Genomic DNA, 26,368 nt, shown 5'->3' with positions numbered 1-26,368 from the left:
CGTTCAAGGTTTTGCTCTTAAACATACTCATTATAGTCAGTTTTCCAATTTTGCTATTGCAAGGCTTGCGGGTAAGGAAAAAAACGCTCAAATTACCGGAACCTACGGGTAGTAGAGTGGGCTGTTGTCAGTGCGTTAACAAGGTCAACAGCAAAGCAGATCTTAAAGGCCATGCGCAATCAAAACCTTCCTTGGCGTTACTAATTGTAGGAGATTCCGCCGCCGCTGGTGTGGGAGTATCTACCCAAAAACAAGCACTGTCTGGCTGGCTAGTGGAAAGCTTATCAACAAACTACTGCATTAATTGGGAGTTAAAGGCCAAGGCAGGAGTTAACAGTACTGATTTGTTATCTATGTTGCAGCGGGCTAAACCAAACTCTGAACCTACTGTTGATTCTAAATCAACACCGCCTTCACTACTTACTTCTAGTCAAATATTCACTTCTACTCATGACTTCGACACGCCTCTTGAATGCAGAGCGTTTGACGTGGCGGTGATTTCAATAGGGGTAAATGATATTACGGGTTTTACTTCTTTGCGGAAGTGGCGTTGCAACCTAAAGCAAATAATTGAAATACTAAAAGCACGATTCCAGTGCAGGTTTATTGTATTTACTGCGCTGCCTCCTATGCACGAATTTCCCGCACTACCTCAACCATTACGGTGGGTATTAGGGCAAAAAGCGAAGTACCTTAATGCCGCCTTGCTAAAGCTGGTGAACAATTATCATGGGGTTAACGTACTTACCCTAACGCTAAATCCAATAGATAACAGCCAATCAAACAACACACACAATTACATGGCCGAAGACGGTTTTCATCCACAAGTTACAGGCTATCAATTGTGGTCTAACGCTGTTGTGAAGTTAATTAACGAAGAACTTGATGAATTGGTCGGTAAAAATAGCCATGTTGGTTGAAGCTGGAAGGTTCACCCCTACAATGCATTATTCATTTAGTAGGTGTTGAAAAACCAACAATATTTAACGGCTTCGCGCTGGAGGTGCAATGAAAAAAGTAACAATAGATATGGTGTCAGATGTGGTTTGTCCTTGGTGCATTATAGGTTACGAACGTCTACAAAAAGCCATCGCGCAACTAGACGATATAGAAGTAACTATTCAATTCCATCCATTTGAACTTAATCCGAATATGCCGCTAGAAGGCCAAGACGTTCGTGAACACATAATGGAAAAATACGGGCTTACTCCGGCACAGAGTGATCAAAACCGACAACAACTTATTGATGCAGGTGCATCAGTTGGCTTTGAGTTTGACTACTTCGACGGCATGCGCATGGCCAACACTTTCAATGCACACCAAGTACTGCACTTCGCAGGGGAAAAAGGTAAGCAAGAAGCACTAAAATTACGCTTGTTTGCCGCTTATTTCAGTGAAAGAAAGAACGTGAACGATGTTGACGTGTTGGCAAACGAAGCAGTGTCTGTAGGGTTAAACGAGCAAGAGGTACGTGAAATTCTGGCCAATCAAACCTACGCAGATGTGGTTCGAGAGCATGAGAACTTATGGTTGCAGCGCGGTATTCAAAGTGTGCCTACTTTTGTGATTGGCAATAGCGGTGTTGCAGGCGCACAGGACCCAGATACTTTAGCGCAGTTTATTATGCAAGCATCAACCGAGCAATGAGTAATCAGCTAATACACCTTTTAGCCCAGTGGTATCCGCTAAAGGATTCCCACCAGTGGGTGCTGGGGCTTATTTATAAAACGCAAGGCTCTTGTTACAGAAAAGCCGGGGCTGTGATGTTGTTCAGCGACGCAGGGCACCAGCTTGGTGTGTTAAGTGGGGGGTGCCTTGAATCAGATATTAACAAGCAAGCCCAGCGGGTAATGCAAGATGGTAAGTATCGCACTGCGGTTTATGATGACAATGACGAAGAAGACATTGCCTTTAAGTTAGGTGTAGGCTGTGGCGGGGTCGTGCATTTAGCGCTGCTGCCCGTAAAAAGCGATAATCATTATTTGCAGTTACATACGGTTTATTCTCATTTGGTAAGCGGGAATGCTTGTTTATGGAAGCAAGAAATTAATGGCGAGCTTTCGTCTTCTGTTAGCATTTGCGGCGCCCAACCTACGGGTTCAAGTGAACTGGCTGACACTACTCCTCTGGTAAAGGCTGCAGCTAAAAAAGTGGCTGCGTCACTGGATACCCAAAACGGAAAGCGCTTTTTAACAGTGCATTGTCAATCGCCTCCACACATACTTATTATTGGCGGTGGATACGATGCAACCTTTGTGGTGAAGATGGCGGTACAGCAAGGATGGTCGGTGAGTGTGTGGGATCCTAGGCCAGCACAGGCAAGGGTAGAGCACTTTACCGATGCAAACTTTATAGTCGAGTCTACGGAAGCCGACGCACTCAATTTACATATCGCAGAGCATAATGTTGATGCAGCGGTGCTGATGTCCCATCACCGTCAAATAGACAGCAAAGCCTTAGCAACGTTAAGTCGGCACCCGCTGAAGTACGTGGCCATGTTGGGGCCCATTCATCGTAAAGAAGAAATGTTTGCGCTAGCTGGGGTGACAGAAAGTGATTTTCAGGGCTTCTTTGCTAGCCCAGCTGGGTTTGATATTGGCGGCGATTTACCTGAAAGTATCGCGTTATCGATTATCGCTCAGTGCCATGCGGTGCTAGCTCAAAAGCTACCATTATTACAGCAGTAGTGTGCAACTCGCGGTCAATATACACAGCTCTACAAGTCGACAGTTCAATAAATCGGCAGCCCCAAAGTGAAAGAGTACATGGGGCTTTTTTAATGTTCGAAACGCTTTAACTTAGTAAAGGCTAACGTTAGAAGCGCTTCCTTACCGACACTCCAAAGGTGCGAGGTGCGCCAGCGTAAGCCATAATTTTTCCTTCTTGCACTGGCACATCAAAACCGCTTCGGGCGATATATTCTTCATCTAAAAGATTTCGAGCCCATACAATGACTTCGCTGTCCCACTCATCAAGATGAAGTGCGAGTCGAGCGTTAATAATCTCGTATGAACCAGACTGTTTATACGGGTCGTTCGAATCATCCAAATATACATCGCCCGTATATTGATAGTCTGCGCTTATCGTGGTGTCGTAACTCGCCACTGAAAAATGATGGTTTAGCAGAACTGAAAAGCTGTTTTGAGGTTCGAAACCCACTCTGTCACCGTCTCGTGCGCAATATGGGTCGGTAGGTGACGCTCTGCCCGGATCGTCAATACCTGTATGCCATGAATAGGCCACCCAACATGTACCCTGTTTGAAAGTATCAAAATTGGCTAACGTACGTGAAGCATTAAGCTGAAGTTCTGTATTTGCGCTTATCAACCAAGTAGTTTCAAGCTCCAGTCCTTTAACATGAATGTCGCCTGCGTTTTGTAGGTTAAACCCCGTGCCAGTAAAAGTGGTAGCTTGAAAATCTTTAATAGTTGAATAATGTGCCGCTACATTTACCCGCACACCATATTCAGGCCAATCCTGTTTTAAGCCTATTTCTGCACTGCGGGCCTTTTCGGCTTCAAAAGTGGCATCCAAAGACGGTAAAATACGATCGGTATTAGTACCGCCTGCCTTATAACCTGTGGCCAAGCTGGCATAAATTAGCTGGTTTTTATTTGGCTGATAAGCAAGCTTTACTGTGCCCGTTAACTGGCTATCATCTATTTCTTCGTTTAAGTCAGGGCGAGGGAGCACCGCGGATGATCCCAAGAAGAAATACCCCCATCCTGGTTGCTGAAAAGGGGCTAGGTCATTTAGTGACGTTGGACTAATTGCAGTACCCGTAATAAGCGCTGCGCCAATATCATTCAACGCTGTCACCGCAGCACCTATATTCGGTCTACTTTCGGGGTCGCCGTTTAAGCCATCAATGCCAGGGCCTTGCTCGGTATACCTCCCATCTATCGACTTCTTTTCATCGGTAAAACGCAGGCCAGTTGTTAAGGTAAGTGAATCAGAAAGTAACCAGTCAGCTTGGGCAAAAAGAGCAATGCTATCTTGTTCTTGATTTGCTGTATGCATAAATACAGTATTGCTTGGTGCTGCCACACCAGAAGGGGCGATTAGCCCGCCTGTAGCTGCGCTGAGCCCATCAATCGCATTTGCCAAGGGAAGTAATTGGGCACCTGCAATGCTAAAGAAGCTATCGAATTCCGACTGTGTCGTGGTGTTAAAGGTTAAATCTAAATTTTGGCTGAAATAATATGCACCCACAAGACCACGAATTTTGTCGCTTTTATAATGCAGTCTTAATTCTTGAGAGAAAGATTGTTGTTTTGCATCGTTAGTGGCGGTTAACAGATCTGCATCTGAAAAATCAGTATCTACAATATCTATGCTGTCAAAAGCACGATAAGCCGTAATACCCACTAAAGACCATTGTGCATTAAGGGCCACATCAATTTGAGCCGATACACCTTTATCTTCCATTTTTGAAAGAGGTGGTTGAGACAACGACGTGGTGAAGTCGTAGAAATCTTTCGTACTGTAAATCGTGGCGTTAAAGGGGGGCTGAGAAAGCACCGCATCAGTGCCAAACTTGCCAGAGATTTCATTTGCCTGAAAATTATTTTGCCAAGTAAGTGCACCGCAACAGCGTTCATTTAACTCACCGTAATCGGCAATAATACGAACGCTTACGTTCTCTGTTGGTGTATAAAGCCACTGGGCCTTTACCGCCGAGCGATTTTTATTATTTAAACTTTGCCCAGAAGTGGCATCGGTAATGTAGCCATCTCCATCGGTTTTAAAGCCTGAAATTCGCATGGCTAATACATCATCAATCAACGAGAACGAAGCGCCAGCGCTTACTCTCAATAATGAATCATTGCCCGCCAGTACTTCTACAAACCCATCGGTATCAGTATGACTTGGCGCCACAGAGGTAAGTGTCATTGCACCCGCAGCAGTATTTTTACCAAACAAAGTGCCTTGGGGGCCGCGCAATACTTCAATAGCGGCAATATCGACTAAGTCGTTGATAAGGGCATTTTGCCGTGAACGATAAACCCCATCCACATATAAACCCACAGAAGATTCGAAACCGAAGTTTTGTGATGATGTGCCAATACCGCGAATAGAAAACCCTGAATTAGTCACGCTTTGATTTTGAAAAGCACCAAAAGCCGGTACATAGTTTTGTAAATCAAAAACGTCTTTCACTACGGTTTCAATTAAATCGTCGCCGGAAAGGGCGGTCACCGCAACAGGGACTTCCTGTAAATTTTGTGCCGTTTTTTGTGCCTGAACAGTAATGTGCTCTAAGGCGCTATCTTGGCTGTAAGCAAGTGAAGATGTGCAACTCGCCGCAATACTTAGTGAGACACCTAGTGCGACAAGTGTGTGCTTGGGCAGCAATTTTTTCATTTTTTTTTTACCTAACATCTAACCCATTTCAAACGAATAGCGTCGTTTGACTACAGCTAGAACCTTAGCAGTAATTTTACGCTTTGCATCATTATGCAAAAAAGAACGTAACAACCTAGTGTTGCAGTAATTTTATGTCGTTATAACAATGGTAGAAATAATCCGAAAACGAACCGTTTTAACGACCCGTTTTAACGACATTAGAGCGTGTGTACTCGCCTGATTTCCCCATAGCCTAACATGATGTATTCCCATTCAAAATATCAATTAAACTTATGGTGCTACTTTTCTTACCATGGTTAACATGTTGATAACATCAGAGAGTAGTATGACTGACATCTACCTAGTACGCCACGGGCAAGCATCTTTTGGCGCAGCAAACTACGACAAGCTCAGCGACTTAGGTGCACAACAGTCCAAGTGGCTTGGGCATTATTTCAAGCAGCGCGATATTACTTTCGATAGTGTTTTTATGGGTGACATGGTGCGCCACAGAGAGACTGCCGAAGGTATTGCAAAGGGGGCAGGTTCTTTACCCCAAGCAAATATCAACAGTGAACTGAACGAATTTAATTTCCAAGCTGTGGCAACGGCATTTTTAACCCGATACCCAGATCAAAAGGTCCCCGAAGGTGCGTCTCGCGCTGAATATTATCGCTTGCTTAAAAAAGCCATGCTGGCATGGGCAGCCAATGAATTGGACCATAACCTATTGGATGAAAGTTGGGCAGGCTTCGAAGACAGGGTTGCCACCATGCTAAGCGCGCTTCAAAGCACAGAGGCTAAGCGAGTGCTAGTGGTGAGTTCAGGTGGTGCTATTGCCATGATGCTAAAACACATACTCGGATACGACGCCCCAACGGTTATTAACATGAATTTGCAGATTAGAAATGCGAGTTTTTCTCAGTGCTTCGCGAATACTCGCGGCGTGCATTTGAATAATTTCAACAGCGTACCACATTTAGATGTTGTGGATAGATTACACGCTGTGACATACAGCTAAACAGCGCTATCAGCGGATAAGGACAGTTATGAACTTTGAATATAATGAAAGAACACAAACGCTTTTAACGAAATTAAGAGCCTTCATGCAAGAAGAAGTGTATCCAATTGAAAAGGATTATGTTCACGCGGTAGAAAATGGTGAAAACCGTTGGCAAACCCCCGATATGATGCAAACCCTCAAACAACGCGCTAAAGACGCGGGCCTTTGGAATCTATTCTTGCCAGAGGAATACAAACCTTATGGCGCTGGGTTATCAAATGCTGAGTACGCCCCTTTGTGTGAAGAGATGGGGCGCGTGTTGTTTAGCTCAGAAATTTTCAATTGTAGCGCGCCAGATACAGGCAACATGGAAGTATTGGCAAAGTACGGAAATGAAGAGCAGAAAAAACAATGGCTAGAGCCGCTGCTTAATGGCGAAATTCGTTCGGCATTTGCCATGACCGAGCCAGCAGTTGCTTCAAGTGATGCGACTAACATTGAAACCTCAATTACCCGTGAAGGCGACGAATACGTAATCAACGGGCGCAAATGGTACACCAGTGGTGCAATGAACGAAAATTGCAAAATCATGGTGGTCATGGGCAAAACCGACTTTGAAGCTGCTCGCCATCAACAACAGTCGCAAATTTTAGTGCCAATGGATACTAAGGGAGTCACTGTTGTGCGCCCGATGGCTGCAATGGGCTATTTTGATGAACCAGTAGGGCATGCGGAAGTATTGTTCGAAAACGTGCGCGTTCCGGTAAGTAATTTATTACTGGGTGAAGGCCGAGGTTTTGAAATTGCACAAGGTCGCTTAGGGCCAGGTCGTATTCATCACTGCATGCGTCTAATAGGCTGTGCGCAGCGCGCCCTAGATTTAGCCTGCGAGCGAGTAGAACAGCGTGAAGCGTTTGGTAAGCCACTTAGCAAACAGCAATCAGTGCGAGAAAGTATTGCGCAAATGCACTGTGACATTGAGCAAGCTCGCTTATTAACACTTAAAGCCGCCGATAAAATGGACAGATACGGCAATAAAGTCTCTCGCGATATTATTGCCGCTATAAAAATTGTTGCACCTAAAATGGCGTGTAAGGTTATTGATGAAGCTATTCAAATGCACGGTGCTGCGGGTACAAGTCAAGACTACGCCTTGTCAGCCATGTACGCGTATGCCAGAACCATTCGTTTAGCAGATGGCCCAGATCAAGTGCACATGATGCAATTGGGTCGCAATCTTATTGCCGAAAAGAACGCTTAAGGAGTATCTGTGGCTACGCACACGCTAGAGATAGACACGTTAAATCGCTACTTAAATAAGGCGTGCCCAGAAATAGGCACGGTATTGTCGGCAGAGAAATTCTCTGGTGGGCAATCTAACCCTACGTTTAAATTAAATGCTGATTCTGGCGTTTATGTGCTGCGTCGCCAACCGCCGGGGAAACTGCTTAAGTCTGCCCATGCGGTTGATCGCGAGTACCGCGTGATTAATGCACTCAGTAATACAGAAGTACCTGTGCCTAAGGTTTATCACCTGTGTGAAGATGCCGACATCATTGGCAGTATGTTTTACATTATGGCCTACGTCGAAGGTACCATTTATTGGAACAGCGCCTTACCGGAAGTCGATAGCCCAAAAACCCGTGGTGCCATGTACGATGAAATGAACCGCGTGTTGGCAGTAATGCACAGTGTTGATATTGAAGCCGCTGGGTTAACGAGTTACGGCAAACCCGGGAGTTACTTTTCACGTCAGTTAAGCCGCTGGACTCAACAATACCGTGCGTCTGAGCTAGAACACATTGAAGACATCGAACAATTGATTACCTATTTAGAAGAAAATTTGCCTGAAGACGATGGGCAGATAGCCTTAGTTCACGGTGATTTTAGGTTAGATAATATGATGTTTGATATGTCTAACCTTGATGCACCTAAAGTAATTGCGGTACTTGATTGGGAACTGTCTACCTTAGGGCATCCGTATGCTGATTTAGCGTATCAATGCATGCAATTGCGTTTACCGAGTGACATTGCCCACGCTTCCGGTTTAGGCGGGTTAGACAGGGACGCATTAGGAATTCCTAGTGAAGAAGAATACGTAGATGCTTATTGCAAACGACGGGGCATCGACAAAATAGAAAACTGGACGTTTTACCTCGCGTTTAGTTTTTTCCGTTTAGCAGCCATCCTGCAAGGGGTTGTAAAACGGGCTCATGATGGGAATGCATCAAGTGACAAGGCGATGCAATTAGGCGCTATGGTGCGTCCTCTGGCACAAATTGCGAATAAAACAATTCATCAAAACGGGTAGACGACCGAATACGGTTGTAGACCTTATTTGCTTTGAAATGCGCTTAAACGTCATACGGATGGTGATTGTGCTCACTCGCGGTGCTAATAGAAAGGCGCGAGTTGGATTACTTAGGCGCTAATGAACAACTTGTCGCCCGTTAATAAACGAGCGGTAAGCAAAGAAACGAATGATAAGGAGTGGCTATGAAAGCGATTGTATGTGAAGCATTTGGACCAATAGACGATTTAAAATGCAAAGAAATCGACGACCCAGTAATTAAGCCAGGTCACGTAGTCGTGAATGTAGAAGCGGCTGGTGTAAATTTCCCTGATGGGTTACTGGTACAAGGTTTATATCAAATGAAACCGCCATGCCCATTCGTGCCAGGAAATGAAGTGGCTGGTGTGGTCGTCGAAGTGGGAGAAGGCGTAAAACATATCAGTGTAGGGCAGCGCGTTATTGCATTGTCTAATCTAGGTGGCTTTGCCGAGAAAGTGTTGGTGCCTGCTACTCATGTTATGCCATTACCCGATCCTATCGATGTAAAAGAAGGTGCAGCACTAGTGACTGCGCATGCTACTGCCCACCATGCTTTAAAACAGCGAGCCAAAATTCAACCGGGTGAAACCCTTGTGGTAACAGGCGCGGCTGGTGGTACTGGCTTAGCGGCAGTGCAAATAGGTAAAGAAATGGGGGCAACGGTAATCGCCGTTTGTTCTACCAAAGAAAAGCTTGCGCTAGCCAAAGAGCATGGCGCAGATATACTTATTAACTACAAAGAAAAGAACCTAAAAGATGCCATTAAAGAAGCCACAGACGGCAAAGGCGCTGATGTGGTTTACGAATGTGTTGGTGGCGATACGTTTCACGCCTGTAGCCGCAGTATGGCGTGGGAAGGGCGTTTGCTCGTAGTCGGTTTTGCGGGTGGTGAAATCCCTCAATTCCCTGTGAACTTATCGTTAGTGAAAGGCTATTCGGTAGTGGGTGTATTCTGGGGTTCATTCACGCAGCACGATCCGAAAGGCTTTGCTGCTAACATGCAAGAGCTTTTAACTTGGTATGTGCAAGGTAAAGTGAAAGTCGTGGTAGATGAAGCCTTACCCTTGGAGCGTGCTACCGAAGCCATGGCTAAAGTGATGAACCGCGAAGTAAAAGGCAAAATGGTTATTACGCCGTAGGGTTTTAAAATTAGTTTTAAACCAGAGGCGTTTAAAAGCGAAGCCTGAAAGGCACTAATTAATAAAACAAAAAGGCATGGCCTACGATTGGATAGAGCTTCCATTACGTGCCATGCTTTTTTATTGCCTAAAATTTACGAAGCTCAGTGATATGCAATAGTTCGCCGCTAGGGCCCCAAAGATAAAATACCTTTCCCCATGCTTCCATTGAAACGTCTGATATCTTGAGTTTATTGGTGGCTTTTTCACATAATGAATGTGCCGCTTCAATATCCTGCACACAAATCTGCAGCATGAAGTTTTTTGCTAAATCTTCCTGATAGAAATCCTGTAAAAAGAATTGGCAATCGCCATTTTCAAATAGGGTTAATTCATCGGAAACAAATTCACCTTTAAAGCCGATTTGTCTGTAAAACCTTTTCGATACTTCGTAATCTTTACTGGGAATAAATACTTTAATATGGTCAACGTCCATGCGTTTCTCCAACCAATGTCTAACTGACTTTTAGCCGTATTGTGGCATACTAATGAGGGTGATTATAGGCGGCCAAATGTAGATAAATACAGATAAGTGTAGATAAGAAACGGCGTTTATATCAGCAATGTATTTAGCTATTGCCTATAAGAAGCACATGCTAATTGGCTTGAATAATCTGGGGGCAAAAGCAGGTTGGTCAAGTTAGAAGCAGAGCGGCGATTGCTTACCGGCATGCTAATAATTATGGGCTTACGAGCATTGACTGGCAATTACTGGGCTACAACTATGCCTTGTGGTAATGCAGTATGAAGTAAGCGCGTAGCGTTAGACGCAGATGGCTTTTGTGTTGAAACAGAAATCAAACGTTTAAGCGCAAAAGAAGAAGATTGGCTTCGTACTTTCTTAACGGTAACGGGTGAATTCTGCGTAGGGTTTGCAAGTTGAAACCCAGATGTTTGTGCTGAAGAAGACGTTGCGTATTGCGTTGATAACTCGTTAGCTAAACCGTTCGAAGATAGGCCTAAACCAACTACAATGCTGCTCATAGTAATGAAGTGTCTTAATGTCATTTTCATAAGTACTCTTAGCGTTTAGTTTCTTAGCGCACAGATTGGTTAGGTAAAAAGTCAGAAGCGACTAACAAGTCGCTTCGTCCGAAGGTTTTGTTTGTTCCCCTTCATTACAACTAAAGTCGCACTAAAACAAAACATCACCATACATACTAAGGTATGAAAACTTATACTTTTGGATGCCCATCTAAACCAGGTATAAGCATCTGCCAAGTGCTTACCATGCAGTCACGCCGCCATCTACCGCAACAGTTTGCCCATTCATGTAGCTATTACCTGGTGACAACATAAGGATCATGGCATTCACAATTTCTTGAGGTTCGCCCAAGCGTTTCATTGGGCTTCCCATACCAAGTTGAGCTTGTGCTTCTTTGGTGTTGTAACCATCCACATTTAAAATGTTGGTAGGGCTATAAAAAGGGCACACTGCATTTACACGTACATTCTTACGGCCATATTCAACAGCTGCAGTTCGAGTCACGCCTGCAACCGCATGTTTAGCAGCGGCATATGCGCCACCTTTAGGTGCGCCGCCTAAACCGGCAAGGGAGCTCACATTTAATATATGCCCTTGCTTCTGCGATAACATTTGCGGCAATTGATACTTCATGCCAAACATCACGCCTTTTACGTTCACAGCAAACTGAAGGTCTATTATCTCTTCGGTCATTTCATGCATAGGGGCAGGCACATGGGCAATGCCCGCATTGTTAATGGCGATATCTAAACGACCAAACTTGTCTTTTGCCAATTCTACCAAGGCTTTGTTTAATTCTTCGCTGGCAATATCGCCTGCTTTCGCTACCACATCAGTATAGCTTGCAACGTCAGCGCGACATGACGCTAAATTTTCTTCATTAATATCTGATAGTACCAATTTGGCACCTCGACTCCCTAAGCCTTCTGCTAATAAGCGGCCAAAACCGCTGCCCGCGCCGGTGATCAATATCACTTTGTCGCTAAAATCTAACAATGAATCCATGGTGGTTCCTTAAGCTTGTCCAGTTGCATTAATAAAAGTGATTAGAAGATCGGCCAATTCAGGGCCTTTATCTTCTTGTACGAAATGTCCGCCTTTCACTACTGTGGTGTGCTGCACGCCACGGCAGCCAGGTATCAAAGACTGCATCAGCTTGTCGCCGCCAGCGGTTACTGGGTCGCTGTCACTGAATGCGGTCATAAATGGCGTATTAAATTGTTTTAACCTTTCCCACGCATCTCGGTTTGCTTGGGTTTGGGGATCGTCGGGTGTGGCAGGCACTAATAACGGAAATTGTCTGGCCCCTTCTTTATATTCTTCAGAAGGGAAAGGGGCGTCGTAAGCATCTAATGTTTCTTGAGAAAGTGTAGATACGGTTCCGCCTTTAATCACACCTGATACAGGAAATACAGGAACATCTTGCGAGAAGCGACGCCAGTTCAAAAATGCCTCAGGGGGCTTGTGCTCACCGGTAGGTAAAAAGGTATTAGAAGCCATGACGCCAGCAAAGCGGTCTGGCATGTCAGCAACCAGCCTTAAACCGAGTAATCCGCCCCAATCCTGACAAAAGAGGGTGACTTTTCCTTCAATGGTTTGATTAAACCAGTCTTTCAGCCAAATAAGATGACGGGCATAAGTGTAATCTTCCCGCCTGGTGGGCTTATCTGAACGGCCAAAGCCGATAAGGTCGGGAACTAATACATTAAAACCTGCATCTGCCAATATTGGAATCATGCTGCGATATAGGTAGCCCCATGAAGGCTCACCGTGCAAAAGAAGAATAGTGTGGCTATCTTCAGGACCGCACTGATAATAAGCCATGGCTATTTCGCCGCTCACCGTGTCGGTAACGTTTACGTACCTCGGCCTATAGGGAAAGTCGGTAATAGAAGAGAATGCACTTTCAGGGGTTTTTAAGACTTGCATACTTGCCAACCTCAAATGTAAATTATATGTAACCAATTATTGTGTCAGTTAACAAAAACACTAGTGAGGTAATCTGTCAAATCTTCCTTATACCCTATCGAATAAGCGCTCAAGGGGAGTCGGGCACAAATAAAGGGGTTGCTGTCCATATTAAATATTGTGATGAATGTCTATAACACCAATAAACTTGGATGATTGACAACACTGCAATAACATCCGGTTAACGTGAATAACAGGATACCGTTATGACAGAGATGGAAAACAAGGCAGTGGGCTACACAGTCCAACAGGGCGTAGCAACAATCACTATGCAAAGTGCCCCAGTCAACGCACTTTCTCGTGCAGTACGAGTTGGTCTAATAGATGGCATTGAAAGCGCATTAAGCGACGACAGTGTTAGTGCTATTGTAATCACTTCTTCTCTCGCCCTATTTTCGGGCGGCGCTGATATTAGTGAATTCTCCGGTGGCGATTTATCGCCGAACCTTCCTGAAGTACTCGACAAAATTGAAAATGCAACCAAGCCAGTAGTAGCAGTATTGCCTGGTCCTGCGTTTGGTGGCGGTTTAGAAGTCGCATTAGCGTGTCATCACAGAATTACCTTTGCGGGTAATCAAGTTGGACTTCCAGAAGTTAACTTAGGCATATTGCCAGGCGCGGGTGGAACACAACGTTTACCGCGCTTAGCCGATCCTGCTACCGCTTTAACGATGATAGTTACGGGTAAACCTACCTCGGTAGTGAAGCTTTCAGGTGTGTTCGATAAAATTTCTGATAAACCTGAACATCTGCTTGAAGACACTAAGCAGTATCTTGGTTCATTAAATGCTGAAAACGGTATTAAACGTACTAGTGATATTACGCTGACAATGTCTGAAGAAGTGCAGGGCGTATTTGACGCCGTTTCGGCACAAACGAAAAAAGCAGCTCGTGGATTTTTTGCACCATTAAAATGTATTGAAGCAGTAAAAGGTGCTTATACATTAGCTTTTAGTGATGGACTTAAACACGAAGGGAAATTGTTCATGGAATGCATGAACACCCCTCAAGCCCGTGCACAACAACATTTCTTCTTTGCCGAGCGAGCAGCGGGTCACGTGAGTGATTTCGACAAGAGCACGACAGAGCGCAGTATAGAGAAAGTTGCGGTTATTGGTGCTGGCACCATGGGTGGCGGTATCGCCATGAACTTCGCGAATGCGGGTATTCCAGTCACTATGCTAGAGCTTAAGCAAGAAGCGCTAGATAAAGGCTTGGCCCTTATTCGTAAAAACTACGAAAACTCAGCTAAAAAAGGCAAGTTAACCCAAGAGCAAGTGGAAACACGTATGGCGCTGTTGAGCGGCACCACAACGTATGACGACTTAGCCGATGTTGATCTTGTTATTGAAGCTGTATTTGAAAAAATGGAAGTGAAGAAAACCGTTTTCACTACCTTAGATAAAGTCTGTAAGCCTGGGGCTATTTTAGCGTCTAACACGTCTACCCTGGATGTGAACGAAATTGCCGCATGTACCTCACGTCCACAAGATGTTATCGGTCTGCATTTCTTCTCGCCAGCCAACGTTATGAAGCTGCTTGAAGTGGTTAAAGCAGAAGATACGTCGGCTGACGTTATTAAAACCTGTATGAAACTAGCCAAACGCATTAAGAAAGTAGCGGTATTGGTTGGCGTATGTTTTGGTTTTGTTGGCAACCGGATGATTGAACCTTATGGCCGTGAAGCTAACCGTTTATTGCTTGAAGGCGCAAGCCCTGAGCAAGTCGATCGCGTGCTTACACAATTTGGTATGCCTATGGGGCCATTTACCATGGGTGACATGGCTGGGTTAGACATTGGTTACTACGTACGCCAATCTCGCCAAGCCTTTATTTCACATGACCCTTCTTACGGCGCAGTGGCTGACCGATTGGTTGAGAAAGATCGTAACGGTCTTAAAACAGGTCGTGGTGCTTATCTTTATGAAGCTGGCAGCCGTGTTCCCATTCCAGACCCTGAAGTATTAGAAATTGCTAAACAAGAAGCTGCTCGCCTAGGGGTTGCCCAGCGCAATGACATTAGCGATGAAGAAATTCTGGTACGTTGCCTATACACCTTAATCAACGAAGGCGCATGCATTCTTGAAGAAGGCATCGCGGCTAAGTCTAGCGATATCGATGTTATCTATGTTTATGGTTATGGCTTCCCAGTTTATCGTGGCGGTCCTATGCAGTATGCCGATGAAGTTGGCCTTGGGGAAATCGTCGATAAGCTATCTACCTACGCTGAAAGATTGGGTGACTACGGAAAAATGTGGTTACAACCAAGCGACCTATTAATCAAGCTAGCGCAAGAGCGCAGTAGCTTCGCAAAATTTAAAAACTAAGGAGTACGCTATGCGCGATGCAGTAATAGTAAGTACCGCAAGAACGCCTATTGGCCGTGCCTATAAAGGTGCACTAAATAATTTACCAGCCCCTACATTAGGTGGTCATGCTATTCGCAACGCGGTACAACGTGCAGGTGTTGATCCTGCCAGTATCGACGATGTGATCATGGGTGCAGCCCTAACGCAAGGCAGTGGCGGCATGAACATAAGTCGCTTAGCGGCATTAGCAGGCGATTTGCCGGTGACTGTTGCTGGCATGACGTTAGACAGACAATGTAGCTCTGGCATGTATGCCATTGCCAATGCGGCAAACAGTATTCGTACTGGCGACACCAATATTATGGTAGCGGGTGGGTTAGATTCTATTTCTTTGGTTCAAACCAAAGCCATGAACATGTCTCGCGCGGTTGACCCACAACTAGTGGCAAAGCATAAGAACATTTATATGCCTATGCTGCAAACTGCTGAAGTTGTTGCACAGCGCTACGGTATTAGCCGTGACGTGCAAGATGAATACGCTTATCAAAGCCAAATGCGCACAGCGGCAGGCCAAGAAGCAGGCAAGTTTGACGACGAAATTGTGCCAATTACGGCCACTAAAGCCATTTTCAATAAAGAAACTGGTGAAACAAGCGAGCAGGAAGTGACGTTATCGAAAGACGAAGGTAACCGTCCTGAAACTCAACTTGAAGGTTTGCGTTCGCTGAAACCTGTGATTGAAGGCGGTTGTATTACTGCGGGTAATGCGAGTCAACTGTCTGATGGTGCTAGTGCTACCGTCATTATGGATGAGCAATCTGCCGCTAAAGGTCAAGCGCAACCATTAGGTATTTACCGTGGTATTGCGGTAGCTGGATGTGAACCTGATGAAATGGGTATTGGCCCTGTATTTGCTATTCCTAAATTGTTAAAGCAACACGGCTTAACCATGGACGATATTGGTTTGTGGGAACTTAACGAAGCCTTTGCTGTTCAAGTGCTTTATTGCCGCGACAAGCTGGGTATTCCTGATGAATTACTAAACGTAAACGGTGGTGCAATTTCAATTGGTCACCCTTACGGAATGAGTGGCGCACGTATGGTGGGTCATGCATTAATCGAGGGCAAACGACGTGGTGCTAAATACGTTGTTTGTACTATGTGTATTGGCGGCGGTATGGGTGCTGCTGGTTTATTTGAAGTTATATAGGTATTTGGTATGGAAGGTTATAAAGCTCCACAACGCGACGCCATGTTTGTTACACATGAGCTATTAAACTATCAAGAACATTATCAAAAGCTTGGTTTTGACGAAGCTTCAGAAGATTTAGTATCAGCTATTTTCTCTGAAGCGGCTAAGTTTTCTGAAAACAGCCTAGCACCCATCAACATGTCGGGTGACGAAGAAGGGTGTAAGTGGGTAGACGGTGAAGTGACTACGCCTGCTGGCTTTAAAGAAGCTTATCAACAATATGTTGAAGGCGGCTGGCCAAGTATGTCTCACCCTGAAGAGTTTGGTGGTCAAGCATTGCCATACTCATTGTCATCTATTATTGCTGAATGGTTCTCGGGTGCTAACCACTCATGGGCTATGTACCCTGGCTTAAGCCAAGGGTGTATGGAAACCATCAAAGCTCACGGTACTGAAACACTACAAAACCAATATTTACCAAAGCTTATCAGCGGTGAATGGACAGGTACCATGTGTTTAACCGAAGCACACTGTGGCTCTGACTTGGGCATGCTTAAATGTCGCGCAGAACCGCAAGACGATGGCAGCTATAGCTTAACCGGAACGAAGATTTTCATCTCAGCCGGTGAGCACGATATGTCTGAAAATATCGTTCATATTGTGCTTGCGCGTTTGCCTGGTGCCCCAGAAGGCACTAAAGGTATTTCGTTATTTGTAGTACCTAAGTTCAACGTTTCTGATGAAGGCGAAAAGCTAGATCGCAACGGCGTTGCGTGCGGCAGTATTGAACACAAAATGGGTATTAAGGCTAGCGCCACCTGTGTGATTAATTTTGACGGTGCGAAAGGCTTTTTGATTGGCCAGCCTAACCGTGGTCTTAATTGCATGTTCACCTTTATGAACACTGCCCGAATCGGTACTGGCCTAGAAGGCTTAGCCGCTTCTGAAGCGTCTTTCCAAGGTGCATTGCGTTATGCTAAAGATCGTATTCAATTTCGTTCTTTAACGGGTCGTAAGAACCAAGATGGCCCTGCAGATCCAATTATAGTGCACCCTGATGTACGCCGCATGCTACTTACGCAAAAAGCGTTTGCAGAAGGTAACCGTGCATTAGCAGCTTATTGCATGCAGTTGGTTGATGTGACCCTTTACGGTGATGATGCACAAGAGAAGAAACTGGCTGATACCAAGCTTGCTTTCTTAACACCTATCGTTAAAGCCTTCTTGACAGAAACAGCGCAAGAAAGCACAAGCTACGGTATGCAAGTTTACGGTGGCCATGGTTTCATCAAAGAATGGGGCATGGAGCAGTTAGCACGTGATACGCGTATTTGTACTATGTACGAAGGCACTACAGGTATTCAAGCTATCGATTTATTAGGCCGCAAAGTGATGGGCTCTAATGGCGAATTGCTTAATGTATTTGTGCAAGAAGTGCGTGAATATTGCGAATCGCTTCGCGGTAAAGCCCAGTTCAGTGCGTGGACCAATGCATTAACGTCTCATTTAGATGAATGGCAGCAACTTACCATGGATATTGGTAAAGCAGCAGCCTCTAATCCTGATGAGATTGGTGCCGCGTCGGTAGATTACCTAATGTACTCAGGTTATGTGACAGTCGCTTACTTCTGGTTGAAAATGGCTGTTAAAGCACAAGAACAACTTGATGCAGGTAGTACTGAGACCGAGTTCTATAAGAGCAAAATCTTAACCACTGGTTTCTATTTTGATCGCTTACTAACGCGCACCCGTTCACTTGTATCAGCCATGCACTCAGGCTCAGACAACCTTATGTCTATGCCAGAAAGCATGTTTGCTATCGAGTAAATAGGATACGTAATGAAGTGCCGAGCACCTGCTCGGCATTTTTATCTTTACTGTTTTGCGAAAGGCTAGGTATGCCACTAAACGCAGTAACATCTCACACCATTTCTATTCAAGATCACCGTATATATTATCTAGAAAGAAAAGGGCAAACCTCAAATAGCCCGTTACTTATCTTATTTCATGGATTCCCTGAGAATGCCCATACATGGGAAGCGCTCATCAATGTCTTGCCAGCTGATTATCATATTATTGCGCCTGATTTACCGGGCTACCATCAATCAGATCCATTGACAGATAGTAGCGATTACCAAGTTCCTTCCTTGGTTGCTCGTATGAAGGAATTTGTTGAAACAGTTAGCCAAGGTCGAAAAGCGATACTAGTGGGTCACGATTGGGGTGGGGCGATAGCGTGGCCGTTAGCTGCTTTTCAACCTGATTTGTTTCATAAACTAGTGATTTTAAATGCAGCGCACCCAAGTACCTTTACCCAAGCGCTTAAAACAAGTAGCGCACAACGTAAGAAAAGTGAATACATAAAAGCGTTAGTAGCAGACGATGCAGAGGTAGTCTTACAGCAAACCGATTTTGCGTTGCTTAAGGGGATGCTAGGCTCTGCTATGTTTGACGGCGCCATGCCCAAAAATAAAGATCATAAAGCTAGCCCAGATAGCTACGGGCAAAGACTACTTCGTAGTTGGCGCAATACTCCAACATTGTCAGCCATGCTGAACTATTACCGAGAAATGCCACAAATGGCACCCGATGAGCACGCACCTGAAACAGAATTGTCACGCTTACGTGTACCGGTTCTACGCGTCACTTTACCTACATTGGTATTATGGGGGCGTTTAGATGATGCGTTTGATGAAGGTATCTTGAATGGTTTAACAGCGTACGTTCACGACCTACGAATTGTGTATCACGATACGGCAACACATTGGGTTCATAGAGAACAGGCGAGTTGGGCTGCAAAAGAAATAACTGATTTTGTAACGTAGAATTTTTTAAAAAGAAGTGTGAGAAAAGCGATGTTGGAAAAGGGGCGTGGCCCCTTTCGGGGCCACAAGCACGGCATCCTGCCGTTACCATGTTGAACTGCTGTATCTTTACATGGTGCGAAGTATCTTAAAAACTAGATACGTTCGTTAAGTTCGCTAGAGATAGGGCTTGATTGAAGACCTTGCTCAGCAATCCACGCTTGAAGTGTTTTACCGTCTGCTTCTGGGTTTTGTAGTTCACGGCTTGGCATTTTCTTAACCAAAAGTGTACCTACATCTACCGCGTTGTTTACGATAGCAGTACGGATTAGGCTGTTGCCGTTACACGAAATACCTGAGTAGTAATCATGCAATTTTAATTTGAAATCTGATTGTACACGACGCATCTTTTTACGTAGTTCGCCTTTATCGTCTGCTTGAACGATAGTACAAATGTTGGCTAGCGCTTCGTTTACATCGGCTTGTGCTGCGTTAGAGAAAGCTAGAGTAGATGCTGCGATAACTAAAGAAGTTTTAACAATTTTCAACATGGTTAATTTCCTTTCGTATTTAATGTTTAATTTAAAGTTTGTCTGTTCGGTTCGGGAATAATTAAAAACCAAATGGGCAGGTCAGAAAACATGCAAGCAAATAACAAGGTATCCCAAAGTATACCTTATACGAAAGTTGTAGAGCTGTTGCTAGGTTCTAGCCCTTTATTTATAAGGTGCCAACTAAAGTATAATAAAAAATTGAAACGGCAAACCTACGTCAATTTATCGGTGAAAAAAGCGAAAAATAAATTTGAAAAGGTAAATGGACATGGATTTTGCTCACCTATCCAGCTCAGAATCGCTAATTTTTTACGCTTTATTTGAATTTCGTTGGATAAAAGCAGCGTTTTAAGGAAATCTGTTTCTATTAAGAATAGTGGGCGTGGTGGAGCGATTAAATGGCATTATTGATTAGCACAATCAATTGGTAGTGTTGAACTGCAGCATTTAATTACATTATTAATAGGCGTAGATAAATAACCAATACGATTACCCATCTACGCTCTAAGAAAAAAACTCTCTAAAAAATACGGCCTACGAAAAAAGCCCGTTAGCTATTGAGTAGAGCTTGGGCAGTGGTTTCATTGGTAATGAGTGAATTGATAAGTTTAGATCGCAACGCGCCTAATATAGCGTCTTTCTTATTCATACCTGCCGCAATACCCACAACTGGCTTATCAGACGCTAGGGTTAATTTGCTACTGGTTACTCTTCGATTTACTTCGCAATCCACAATAGCGCCTTCACGATTGTAAACCCATCCGATGACCTCTCCAGTGGCCCCCATAGACGACAAGCTTTGCGTTTCGTTATCGTTAATGAAGCCATCAACATGCAGTGGCGATGTGTTGCCTAAATTACCAATGCCTACAAAAGTAATGTCTGCTTGTCGAGCCAGTTTGTGAATTCGCGCAATGTGAGCTTGTTGATGCAGTTGCTCGCGTTCAATTTCAGAACCCGCAATAACAGGCAATGGCATGGGGTAATGTTGGGCCTTTACTCTATCGGCAATGTGTACTGCAACATCATAGCGGGTGGCTTCACCATTGTTGGCAATATTCCCTACCAAAGACACAATTTTGTGCTGCGGGCAGTTCATTAATGCTAGTTCGTCAGCACACGCGCGTAAAACGCGGCCAGTACCAAATGCAATAGTTTGTGGTGAGTCAGATTTAAGCGAGCGCTCTATGGCACTGGCTCCTGCTTGCCCCAAGCCTAAGGTAGAGTTTTCGTCGCCAACCACAGAGGGCACGACTTCACAAAATTGCAAACCGAAGCGATGTTGAATAGTTTCAGCTAACTCCATGCAACGGGCAATAGGGTGCTCGAGTCGCACCTTCACGAGCCCTTCAGACATGGCCAGCGCCACTAAGCGCTGGGCACTTTGTCGAGAAGTATTTAAACGTTTCGCAATTTCGTCTTGTGTCTTACCGCCTACATAATAAAGCCAGCCAGCACGAGCGGCTTCGTCAAGACGTTGATTTTCTAGTTGTTGTTTTTTACTCATTTATTCTTGTTCCATCAATCAGATACCAACATAGGGTAGGCTTGTATAAAGTTATCCCAATGTGAAATGGTTGTCGTGTGGTTTGTTGGCATATCCTTTAAATGACTTCCCCCCGTGTAATGAATAACCTGCATGTTTGCGGCAATACCAGCCTCAATGCCCGCAGGGGAGTCTTCAATAACAATACAATGTTTAGGCGCAACACCCATTTTTTCAGCCGCGTATAAAAAAAGGTCGGGGGCTGGCTTCCCATTTTTTACTAAAGAGCGTGTAAATATATTGCCAGTGAAATACTGGCTTAAACCAGTACAAGATAAGGCGTACTCTGTGCGCTCGGGCGAACTGCTAGTAGCAAGACAATAGGGAACCGTTAGCCTAGATAGTAGGCTTTCAATGCCCAGAGTAGGCATCAAATTTTTAGCAAAGCTTCGCTTCAGCAAAATATGAAAATCATCTTTAATTTGAGTGGTGACAGTCAGGCCAAAATCATGATGAATTTGTTGTTCAACATGTTGCATACTTTTGCCAAGAAATTTGCTGATAAAATATTCCGCGTTAATCGACACTCCATAAGTCTCAAGTAAGCGCTGCCAGCTTTGCATCGACAACATTTCACTATCAATTAACACGCCATCACAGTCGAAAATGACAAGGCTGCTTTCAATTGTCATGTAATTCCTTAATGCATTCCAGATACGCATGTACTCCACTAAGAAGCATTTTTACGTACAAGCCCGAGAATAAACCAATTCAAGTTTACCTAATTAAGCTATTTAGCTCTATGAGTAAAATGAAGGGAAAGCCCTTTGGGGCAACACGTTACAACTGGGGGAAACAACGCCTTTTCAGGTTATTTTTCATCATTTCTCACCATTTTTGTCAGTAGGATACTTCCACTGAGGTAAATGAGGAAAGAGTATTAATCAGGCTGCCAGGCCGTATCACTTCAAAATACTTATTTTACTTACGCATAACATATCGTGCCCTTACCGAGTTTTTAAGTCAACAAGCCCCTATAGGCATAGTAATAACAGTTAAATTCAAACAAAAATGAACCTACAAGTAATAACATTTATTGGATAAAAATTAACTTGTTAACCGAATTATAACGTTAGGCTTGTTAATTCCGTTTACATTTAAACATCGATATGTAAGTATTGCCCCGTGAGAAATCACTCACGTCTGTGGCAAATGCTCATTTGGGTTAACGGTTACTGAGCCAAACCTAAAAATTTCCAATTATGTTTTGGGTGAAGGCGTCGTTTTATGAGTGTTAACGTACTGATAATAATATTCATAACAAGTGTAGTTTTGGTAGCTAGCAGTAAAATGCACTTTGGACATACCAAAGCGGTGAATAAAGTAGCGAGATAGAAAATGAAAACAGATTCAAGCAATGTCGACATTGCACAGATAGGTGACGAGCAACTCCCAGTTGCAAAACACCAATTGAAGGGCTGGAAGCACTTCATGGGACTTTATGCTGGTGAGCACGTTGCAGCCACCGAGTTTGTGTTTGGTGCTACCTTTGTTGCCTTAGGCGCAACCATGACCGACATTCTGTTTGGTTTACTTATCGGTAATATATTAGCGGTACTTAGTTGGACGCTAATCACTACGCCCATCGCCGTAGATACACGCCTAAGTTTATATACTTACTTGCATAAAATTGCGGGTGATTCGATGACCAAGCTCTATAACTGGGCCAACGTCATCATATTTACCGTTATATCTGCCGCAATGATAACCGTATCAGCTACGGCGGTCAGGTTCGCATTGAATATTCCCGCCCAACTTGATTGGTATCCAACGAACCTGGCGTTTGTAGGTGTTGTTGCAGCGGTTGGCGTCATCGTGGTGTTTGTCGCCATGTACGGCTTCAATGCGGTGTCTGATTTTTCTCGTATTTGCGCACCTTGGTTATTCACTATGTTTGTGTGTGGTCCATTAGTGCTAATGCCAGCATTGGCTGATGCAGTAATTGGTCAAACATTCTTAACAAGTTGGGCTGACTTCATGCACATAGGATCTGTGTCGGTATGGACTGGTTTAACCCCCTCTGGTGAACAGGGTATTGGCTTACTCGAAGTTATTGGCTTCTCTTGGGCAGCAAATACAATCACCCATTTTGGTTTGATTGATATGGCTATGCTTCGTTTTGCTAAACGTAAAGTTTACGGCCTTACTACTTCTGCTGGTATGCTTTTCGGTCACTATGTGGCATGGATTTCTGCAGGTATTATGGGGGCAGGTACTGCTATTATCGTCCAAAAATCTATTACAGAATTAGACCCAGGTGATGTCGCCTTCCACGCATTAGGTCTATCAGGGTTGGTCATTGTTATTGTTGCTGGTTGGACAACCGCGAATGCTAACTTGTACCGCGCGGGCTTAGCAGCTCAAGCTATTTTTAAAGATAAATCTCGAATTAAAACCACCGCCACAGTAGGCATGGTTACCGTTGTTATCGCGTGTTTCCCATTCGTATTTACTAAACTGCTTCCCTTATTAACCTATGCTGGATTATTAGTAGTTCCTGTTGGCGGTATTGTATTCGCTGAACACGTCATCTTCCCGCGTATTGGTTACACTCGTTATTGGGCACATTTCCAAAACTTAACCCACAGCACACCTGCAGTAGCGACCTGGGGATTAGGGCTTGTATTTGGATTTGGTCTTAATGCATTGGATGTTATTTCATTCTATTACCTGTTTATTCCAACGTGGATATTCACCATTATTGTCTACACCTTGTTGGCAGCAAAGTATGGTGCAAAGCGTCAATACGTTGAAGAAAAAGCAGAAATGGATGCTTTCGATAAAGAAGTTGAAATTCAGCAGGAGCGTCAAGGCGCTGAGATTCCAACACCTGCAATAGACACGTCAATGTTATCGAAATTACTAAAAGTTGTGTCTTGGGGTAGCTTATTGGTGACGACGTTATTAGCCATTAATGCCTTCTCGTTAAGCCCAGATGTAGCCAATTACGAAAGTAACAGAGAGATGTTCTTTAACTTGGCTTTCGTATGCACAATTATTTACTTTACTACTGCTTACTGGTCAATGCGTCGCCACAAAGCACTTGCGAAATAGAGGTTTTTTATGCAACCAGCAACTAATATGCGTTTGAACCGTACTGCGTTATCTTCTCTTGATGAGAGCATCGCTGTACCTCAGTACGATGTATCTCGTGTAGAAGCCGGTATTGTTCATGTTGGCGTGGGCGGCTTCCACCGTGCCCACGAAGCCATGTACGTAGATGCGTATATGAACGTAACAGGTGACACTTCATGGGGTATATGTGGGGTAGGGCTGCGTGAAGCTGACCGTCATATGCAATCACTTTTAAAAGAGCAAGACTACCTTTATACATTGGTAGAAAAGCACGCAAATGGTGAACGTAAAGCCCGTGTAATTGGTGCCCTTACCGACTTTTTAATTGCGGGCGATAGCCCCATTGCCATTATTGATAAAATGGCGTCCGAGGCAATTAAAATTGTTTCGCTGACTATCACTGAAGGTGGGTATAACTTCGACCCCACTACAGGCGAATTTATTGCACAAAATCCTGACGTTCAGCACGATTTAGCCAATCCAGAATCGCCAAAATTAGTGTTTGGCTATTTAACGGCAGCACTTAAAAAGCGTAAAGAAATGGGCATCGCACCTTTTACGGTGATGTCGTGCGATAACATTCAACATAATGGTGATGTACTCAAAGCCATGTTGTTGTCTTATGTTCGTCTTGCGGATACCGATTTTGCTAATTGGGTTGAGGAAAACGTAAGCTTTCCTAATTCAATGGTCGATCGTATTACTCCTGCAACGACTGATGAAGACAAAGCGGCATTAGTTGAATCAGGTATTGAAGACAGCTGGCCTGTAGTATGCGAACCGTTCGCTCAATGGATTATTGCTGATAAATTTTGCAATGAACGCCCAGCGTTTGAAGATGTTGGTGCACAGTTTGTAGACAATGTGGCACCTTATGAAAAATTGAAGCTAAGAATGCTAAACGCGGGTCACTCTGTGTTGGGGTTAACGGGTTCACTTGCCGGGCTTGATACAATTCATGAAAGTGTAGCCCAAACGGAACTTCGTTCTCTGCTAGCAACCTTCATGGTAGATGAAGTAATGCCAACCCTAGATCCGGTTGCAGGTATTGATGTTCACGATTACAAAAATATTTTACTAGCACGATTTGCAAATCCGTACATTAAAGATTCACTGTCCAGAATTTGTTTGGAAAGCTCAGCAAAAATTCCTGTGTTTTTGTTACCTACCATTCGTGAGAACTTAGCAAATGGTGGAAAAGTTGATATTAGTGCCCTAATACTTGCAGCGTGGAGTTTCTATTCAGATAAACGCACGTCGCAAAAAGGTACGCCGCTCGTTATTCAAGATCAACTTGCTGATGAATTGCACAACGCTGCTTCACGTTACCAAGATGATGCTTTGTCTTTCTTGAAAGTGACCAGTGTTTTCGGTGATTTAAGTGATGAGGCAGGCTTCACGCCTGTATATCAAGGCTACTTGAGCCGAATTTATAACGGTGAGTCTATTTTAGAAATAGCTAAATCGCTAACAAGTGCACCAAGCGAGCCAGCGCTCGTCTAGTAGATACAAAGAAAAGAGGCGACCTTGTGGTCGCCTCTTTAAGTGCAGATTACTCTGCAACCATGTTGAATCTTTTCACATGGTATGTGAATTTTTTATTTATAAACGTCCGCTCAGGGCTGCTTATAATCTTCCGCTCAAGACTGCTTATAATCTTCCGCTCAAGACTGTGGCAATTTCGTTACCTTCCAAACCATTCTCAGCAACCCATGCTTGCAACGTCTTACCGTCTGTTTCTGGTGCTGATAAATCACTCTTTGGCATCTTTTTAACTAGCAGTGAACCTGCTTCTACAGCGTTGCTCAGCATTGCTGTACGTATCAGGCTGTTGCCGCTACAGCTAACACCCGAATAATAATCTTTTAGTTTAAGGCGATAATCTGATTCTACAGAACGCATTTTCTTGCGTAGCTCACCTTTATCATCTGCTTGTACGATAGTACAAATGTTTGCTAATGCTTCGTTTACGTTGGCTTGCGCCATGCCAGATACACCCAAAGTTGCTGCGATAACTAGCGAAGTTTTAACGATTTTCAACATGGTCAATTCCTCGGTTTAATTTAAAAGTATGTT

General features: G+C 44.1%; 22 protein-coding genes. 13 read left to right on the top strand and 9 right to left on the bottom strand.

The annotated features are described in order from the left end of the window. The first annotated feature begins 116 nt into the window (after positions 1 to 116). The 3 genes from AVL57_RS11090 (at position 117) to AVL57_RS11080 (ending at position 2,687) form a co-directional block, all read left to right on the top strand. A complete protein-coding gene (locus AVL57_RS11090; protein WP_057791390.1) occupies positions 117 to 920 on the top strand; it encodes an SGNH/GDSL hydrolase family protein in 804 nt (267 codons plus the stop codon). An 88-nt stretch (positions 921 to 1,008) separates the two neighbouring features. After that, entirely contained in the window at positions 1,009 to 1,647 is a 639-nt protein-coding gene (locus AVL57_RS11085) for a DsbA family oxidoreductase (protein WP_057791392.1), read from the top strand. Continuing rightward, on the top strand, positions 1,644 to 2,687 hold the full coding sequence (locus AVL57_RS11080; RefSeq protein WP_057791394.1) for an XdhC family protein: 1,044 nt from the start codon (positions 1,644 to 1,646) through the stop codon (positions 2,685 to 2,687). The genes AVL57_RS11085 and AVL57_RS11080 overlap by 4 nt, the downstream gene beginning before the upstream one ends. Positions 2,688 to 2,814: 127 nt before the next feature. On the opposite strand, the gene AVL57_RS11075 is transcribed toward AVL57_RS11080, so the two are convergent. Then, positions 2,815 to 5,364 carry a TonB-dependent receptor gene (locus AVL57_RS11075; protein WP_057796093.1) on the bottom strand — a complete coding sequence of 850 codons (2,550 nt, stop codon included), beginning with the start codon at positions 5,362 to 5,364 and terminating at the stop codon, positions 2,815 to 2,817. A 328-nt stretch (positions 5,365 to 5,692) separates the two neighbouring features. Between AVL57_RS11075 and AVL57_RS11070 the strand changes: the two genes are divergently transcribed. From AVL57_RS11070 to AVL57_RS11055, 4 genes are all read left to right on the top strand, one after another. Then, a complete protein-coding gene (locus AVL57_RS11070) occupies positions 5,693 to 6,367 on the top strand; it encodes a histidine phosphatase family protein (RefSeq protein WP_057791396.1) in 675 nt (224 codons plus the stop codon). 28 nt (positions 6,368 to 6,395) lie between these two features. Beyond that, complete coding sequence (locus AVL57_RS11065) at positions 6,396 to 7,610, top strand: acyl-CoA dehydrogenase family protein (RefSeq protein ID WP_057791398.1); 1,215 nt, start codon at positions 6,396 to 6,398, stop codon at positions 7,608 to 7,610. 9 nt (positions 7,611 to 7,619) lie between these two features. Continuing rightward, the gene (locus tag AVL57_RS11060; RefSeq protein ID WP_057791400.1) at positions 7,620 to 8,660 is read left to right on the top strand and encodes a phosphotransferase family protein; all 1,041 of its coding nucleotides are present in this window, start codon (positions 7,620 to 7,622) and stop codon (positions 8,658 to 8,660) included. A gap of 185 nt (positions 8,661 to 8,845) precedes the next feature. Next, positions 8,846 to 9,820 (top strand): NADPH:quinone oxidoreductase family protein, encoded by a 975-nt coding sequence (locus AVL57_RS11055; RefSeq protein WP_057791402.1) that lies wholly within the window; start codon positions 8,846 to 8,848, stop codon positions 9,818 to 9,820. 127 nt (positions 9,821 to 9,947) lie between these two features. On the opposite strand, the gene AVL57_RS11050 is transcribed toward AVL57_RS11055, so the two are convergent. The 4 genes from AVL57_RS11050 to AVL57_RS11035 all read right to left on the bottom strand — a co-directional run bounded on the left by AVL57_RS11050 (position 9,948) and on the right by AVL57_RS11035 (position 12,773). Beyond that, complete coding sequence (locus AVL57_RS11050; RefSeq protein WP_057791405.1) at positions 9,948 to 10,295, bottom strand: VOC family protein; 348 nt, start codon at positions 10,293 to 10,295, stop codon at positions 9,948 to 9,950. A 272-nt stretch (positions 10,296 to 10,567) separates the two neighbouring features. Beyond that, positions 10,568 to 10,873 (bottom strand): hypothetical protein, encoded by a 306-nt coding sequence (locus AVL57_RS11045; RefSeq protein ID WP_057791406.1) that lies wholly within the window; start codon positions 10,871 to 10,873, stop codon positions 10,568 to 10,570. Positions 10,874 to 11,084: 211 nt separating this feature from the next. Then, on the bottom strand, positions 11,085 to 11,849 hold the full coding sequence (locus AVL57_RS11040) for an SDR family NAD(P)-dependent oxidoreductase (RefSeq protein ID WP_057791408.1): 765 nt from the start codon (positions 11,847 to 11,849) through the stop codon (positions 11,085 to 11,087). A 9-nt stretch (positions 11,850 to 11,858) separates the two neighbouring features. Continuing rightward, entirely contained in the window at positions 11,859 to 12,773 is a 915-nt protein-coding gene (locus AVL57_RS11035) for a haloalkane dehalogenase (protein WP_057791410.1), read from the bottom strand. Positions 12,774 to 13,018: 245 nt separating this feature from the next. On the opposite strand from AVL57_RS11035, the gene AVL57_RS11030 reads away from it, so the two are divergent. The 4 genes from AVL57_RS11030 to AVL57_RS11015 all read left to right on the top strand — a co-directional run bounded on the left by AVL57_RS11030 (position 13,019) and on the right by AVL57_RS11015 (position 19,138). After that, positions 13,019 to 15,139 (top strand): 3-hydroxyacyl-CoA dehydrogenase NAD-binding domain-containing protein, encoded by a 2,121-nt coding sequence (locus AVL57_RS11030; protein ID WP_057791412.1) that lies wholly within the window; start codon positions 13,019 to 13,021, stop codon positions 15,137 to 15,139. A gap of 10 nt (positions 15,140 to 15,149) precedes the next feature. Beyond that, a complete protein-coding gene (locus AVL57_RS11025) occupies positions 15,150 to 16,331 on the top strand; it encodes an acetyl-CoA C-acyltransferase (protein ID WP_057791414.1) in 1,182 nt (393 codons plus the stop codon). 9 nt (positions 16,332 to 16,340) lie between these two features. Continuing rightward, the gene (locus AVL57_RS11020) at positions 16,341 to 18,140 is read left to right on the top strand and encodes an acyl-CoA dehydrogenase C-terminal domain-containing protein (protein ID WP_057791416.1); all 1,800 of its coding nucleotides are present in this window, start codon (positions 16,341 to 16,343) and stop codon (positions 18,138 to 18,140) included. A gap of 71 nt (positions 18,141 to 18,211) precedes the next feature. Next, positions 18,212 to 19,138: an alpha/beta fold hydrolase gene (locus AVL57_RS11015; protein WP_057791418.1), complete on the top strand. Its 927-nt coding sequence runs from the start codon at positions 18,212 to 18,214 to the stop codon at positions 19,136 to 19,138. Between the two features lie 134 nt (positions 19,139 to 19,272). Here AVL57_RS11015 and AVL57_RS11010 read toward each other — a convergent pair whose 3' ends face one another. The 3 genes from AVL57_RS11010 to AVL57_RS10995 all read right to left on the bottom strand — a co-directional run bounded on the left by AVL57_RS11010 (position 19,273) and on the right by AVL57_RS10995 (position 21,849). Further along, the gene (locus AVL57_RS11010) at positions 19,273 to 19,668 is read right to left on the bottom strand and encodes a DUF3718 domain-containing protein (RefSeq protein WP_013783794.1); all 396 of its coding nucleotides are present in this window, start codon (positions 19,666 to 19,668) and stop codon (positions 19,273 to 19,275) included. A gap of 553 nt (positions 19,669 to 20,221) precedes the next feature. After that, positions 20,222 to 21,178, bottom strand: coding sequence for a sugar-binding transcriptional regulator (locus AVL57_RS11000; protein ID WP_057791423.1), 957 nt, complete (start codon positions 21,176 to 21,178; stop codon positions 20,222 to 20,224). Between the two features lie 14 nt (positions 21,179 to 21,192). Further along, entirely contained in the window at positions 21,193 to 21,849 is a 657-nt protein-coding gene (locus AVL57_RS10995) for an HAD family hydrolase (protein ID WP_082604902.1), read from the bottom strand. Positions 21,850 to 22,555: 706 nt separating this feature from the next. Between AVL57_RS10995 and AVL57_RS10990 the strand changes: the two genes are divergently transcribed. Both AVL57_RS10990 and AVL57_RS10985 read left to right on the top strand, forming a co-directional pair. Further along, positions 22,556 to 24,271, top strand: a complete 1,716-nt coding sequence (locus AVL57_RS10990) for a purine-cytosine permease family protein (RefSeq protein ID WP_057791426.1) — start codon at positions 22,556 to 22,558, stop codon at positions 24,269 to 24,271. Positions 24,272 to 24,280: 9 nt separating this feature from the next. Continuing rightward, positions 24,281 to 25,795: a mannitol dehydrogenase family protein gene (locus AVL57_RS10985; RefSeq protein WP_057791428.1), complete on the top strand. Its 1,515-nt coding sequence runs from the start codon at positions 24,281 to 24,283 to the stop codon at positions 25,793 to 25,795. Positions 25,796 to 25,942: 147 nt separating this feature from the next. Here AVL57_RS10985 and AVL57_RS10980 read toward each other — a convergent pair whose 3' ends face one another. Continuing rightward, on the bottom strand, positions 25,943 to 26,335 hold the full coding sequence (locus AVL57_RS10980; protein ID WP_013783799.1) for a DUF3718 domain-containing protein: 393 nt from the start codon (positions 26,333 to 26,335) through the stop codon (positions 25,943 to 25,945). Positions 26,336 to 26,368: the final 33 nt, after the last annotated feature.

Source organism: Alteromonas stellipolaris (assembly GCF_001562115.1).
In the GTDB taxonomy this organism is placed as follows: domain Bacteria; phylum Pseudomonadota; class Gammaproteobacteria; order Enterobacterales; family Alteromonadaceae; genus Alteromonas; species Alteromonas stellipolaris.
Note: the sequence above shows the minus strand (reverse complement) of the source record. Positions and strands in the feature narration are given on the sequence as shown.

What these genes read in the sequence shown, in the direction of transcription:
- AVL57_RS11010 (WP_013783794.1), bottom strand. Translation starts at nt 19,668, where the DNA reads ATGTTGAAAATTGTTAAAACTTCTTTAGTTATCGCAGCATCTACTCTA.
- AVL57_RS11050 (WP_057791405.1), bottom strand. Translation starts at nt 10,295, where the DNA reads ATGGACGTTGACCATATTAAAGTATTTATTCCCAGTAAAGATTACGAA.
- AVL57_RS11000 (WP_057791423.1), bottom strand. Translation starts at nt 21,178, where the DNA reads ATGAGTAAAAAACAACAACTAGAAAATCAACGTCTTGACGAAGCCGCT.
- AVL57_RS11055 (WP_057791402.1), top strand. Translation starts at nt 8,846, where the DNA reads ATGAAAGCGATTGTATGTGAAGCATTTGGACCAATAGACGATTTAAAA.
- AVL57_RS11040 (WP_057791408.1), bottom strand. Translation starts at nt 11,849, where the DNA reads ATGGATTCATTGTTAGATTTTAGCGACAAAGTGATATTGATCACCGGC.
- AVL57_RS11070 (WP_057791396.1), top strand. Translation starts at nt 5,693, where the DNA reads ATGACTGACATCTACCTAGTACGCCACGGGCAAGCATCTTTTGGCGCA.
- AVL57_RS11085 (WP_057791392.1), top strand. Translation starts at nt 1,009, where the DNA reads ATGAAAAAAGTAACAATAGATATGGTGTCAGATGTGGTTTGTCCTTGG.
- AVL57_RS10980 (WP_013783799.1), bottom strand. Translation starts at nt 26,335, where the DNA reads ATGTTGAAAATCGTTAAAACTTCGCTAGTTATCGCAGCAACTTTGGGT.
- AVL57_RS11075 (WP_057796093.1), bottom strand. Translation starts at nt 5,364, where the DNA reads ATGAAAAAATTGCTGCCCAAGCACACACTTGTCGCACTAGGTGTCTCA.
- AVL57_RS10995 (WP_082604902.1), bottom strand. Translation starts at nt 21,849, where the DNA reads ATGACAATTGAAAGCAGCCTTGTCATTTTCGACTGTGATGGCGTGTTA.
- AVL57_RS11065 (WP_057791398.1), top strand. Translation starts at nt 6,396, where the DNA reads ATGAACTTTGAATATAATGAAAGAACACAAACGCTTTTAACGAAATTA.
- AVL57_RS10990 (WP_057791426.1), top strand. Translation starts at nt 22,556, where the DNA reads ATGAAAACAGATTCAAGCAATGTCGACATTGCACAGATAGGTGACGAG.
- AVL57_RS10985 (WP_057791428.1), top strand. Translation starts at nt 24,281, where the DNA reads ATGCAACCAGCAACTAATATGCGTTTGAACCGTACTGCGTTATCTTCT.
- AVL57_RS11035 (WP_057791410.1), bottom strand. Translation starts at nt 12,773, where the DNA reads ATGCAAGTCTTAAAAACCCCTGAAAGTGCATTCTCTTCTATTACCGAC.
- AVL57_RS11015 (WP_057791418.1), top strand. Translation starts at nt 18,212, where the DNA reads ATGCCACTAAACGCAGTAACATCTCACACCATTTCTATTCAAGATCAC.
- AVL57_RS11020 (WP_057791416.1), top strand. Translation starts at nt 16,341, where the DNA reads ATGGAAGGTTATAAAGCTCCACAACGCGACGCCATGTTTGTTACACAT.
- AVL57_RS11080 (WP_057791394.1), top strand. Translation starts at nt 1,644, where the DNA reads ATGAGTAATCAGCTAATACACCTTTTAGCCCAGTGGTATCCGCTAAAG.
- AVL57_RS11030 (WP_057791412.1), top strand. Translation starts at nt 13,019, where the DNA reads ATGACAGAGATGGAAAACAAGGCAGTGGGCTACACAGTCCAACAGGGC.
- AVL57_RS11045 (WP_057791406.1), bottom strand. Translation starts at nt 10,873, where the DNA reads ATGAAAATGACATTAAGACACTTCATTACTATGAGCAGCATTGTAGTT.
- AVL57_RS11025 (WP_057791414.1), top strand. Translation starts at nt 15,150, where the DNA reads ATGCGCGATGCAGTAATAGTAAGTACCGCAAGAACGCCTATTGGCCGT.